Source organism: Psychrobacter sp. AOP31-B2-9 (assembly GCF_052378005.1).
Taxonomy (GTDB): domain Bacteria; phylum Pseudomonadota; class Gammaproteobacteria; order Pseudomonadales; family Moraxellaceae; genus Psychrobacter.
Genome location: NZ_JBQSXG010000272.1, coordinates 1 through 1,376, shown reverse-complemented (window position 1 = coordinate 1,376; position 1,376 = coordinate 1). Strand labels below are relative to the sequence as shown.

Sequence of the window (1,376 nt, the reverse complement as noted above, 5' to 3'; positions counted from 1 at the left end):
GCTTTTTATTTGTATCTAAAACATATAAGTTTAAAACCTTTACATCATTTTCCTCGATATGATCAACTTCTATTTCATTATCTAAGCTACTATCCTGAGACAGAAGGTCATATTTCATTAACTTTTTTCTTTTATCTTGAATTTTTTCAAGAGCTTCAATAAGCTCATTTTTATCGAAGTTATCGTATTTGTCTTTGCTAGTTACTAGCCGTTTTGGAAAAGTAGAATCAAGTTGTTGTGAGTTCATTGAAACCTTAACACTAGAATCTCTAATTTTAGATTTCAGTCTCTCAGAATACCTTTCAATAGCATTAGTAAAAAAATCATTTCTACTATTTTTGTCATTTTTCTTTAAAATTAGTCTTTGATCTTGTACAAAGTAAGTTTTTTGATTTTTACAAAAGTCTACTAACCATTTAGGTAGTTCAAATCTTTCTTCAGAGAGGTCGGGTAAGCCAAAAGCCTCAATAGCTTCTTCAAAACTGTAGTTCCTACGAAGCCCTGGTCTTCTATCTGTCCACCTGTCATAGTCCATTCTACTCAAAAATACATGGGATTCATCTATAGTGTATTAAATATAAAAATGTTATAAGATAAAACATCTCAACAGACATACTCATTTATCATGACTTACTCACTAGATTTTCGCAAACAAGTACTAAAAAGCTTAGATGGCGGTATGACCTTTGCTGAAGCGGCTGAGTTCTATAATCTCAGCCCAACCACTATACAAAACTGGAAGAGACGTGTTCATAGCAAAACAACCAGGCAAACCAAACCCTATAAAATACCAGATGATGCACTACGAAAAGACGTTGAGAGTTACCCTGATGACTATCATTATGAGAGAGCAAGACGGTTCAACTGTACTGCCCCAGCCATTTGTGAGGCGTTAAAACGCTTAGGCATTAGTCAAAAAAAAGACCTTAGAACATCCAAAAGCGTGTCCAATAAAAAGAGCGGTGTATCAGAGAAAGCTTGATCGCTTTACGCAGCAAGGCTATCCCATTGTTTATATGGACGAAAGTGGCTTTGAGCATGAGACCATCCGCTCTCATGGTTATTCACTAAAAGGCACACCTTGTATTGATCGCTACAACTGGCAAGCAAAGAAGCGTACTAATGTCATCGGAGCTCTATATGAAAAGATGCTGTTTGCTCTTGATACCTTTGAGAAAAACATCAATAGTGACATCTTTTATGATTGGTGCAAGTACACGCTAATCCCAAGCCTTAAGAGAAAATGTGTGATTGTCATGGATAATGCTAGCTTTCATAAGCGAGTTCAGAGACTGCTCAACAGGCACGGTCACAGGCTATTATTTTTACCACCTTATAGCCCTGACTTAAACCCTATCGAAAAGAAGTGGGCTCTG

General features: G+C 36.4%; 3 protein-coding genes. 2 read left to right on the top strand and 1 reads right to left on the bottom strand.

Going from position 1 to position 1,376, the window contains the following annotated elements; all coding sequences use genetic code 11:
• A partial coding sequence (locus ACT3SX_RS15115) for a hypothetical protein (RefSeq protein ID WP_444519244.1) occupies nt 1–535 on the bottom strand: 535 nt, incomplete at its 3' end.
• 90 nt (nt 536–625) lie between these two features.
• Here ACT3SX_RS15115 and ACT3SX_RS15110 point away from each other — a divergent pair.
• A complete protein-coding gene (locus ACT3SX_RS15110) occupies nt 626–982 on the top strand; it encodes an IS630 transposase-related protein (RefSeq protein WP_442072873.1) in 357 nt (118 codons plus the stop codon).
• Nucleotides 963–1,376 (top strand): IS630 family transposase (locus ACT3SX_RS15105; RefSeq protein WP_444761578.1); only part of this gene is annotated, 414 nt, incomplete at its 3' end. The genes ACT3SX_RS15110 and ACT3SX_RS15105, both read left to right, overlap by 20 nt.

Excerpts from the sequence above, each read along its gene's own strand:
- ACT3SX_RS15110 (WP_442072873.1), top strand. The coding sequence starts at position 626 with ATGACTTACTCACTAGATTTTCGCAAACAAGTACTAAAAAGCTTAGAT.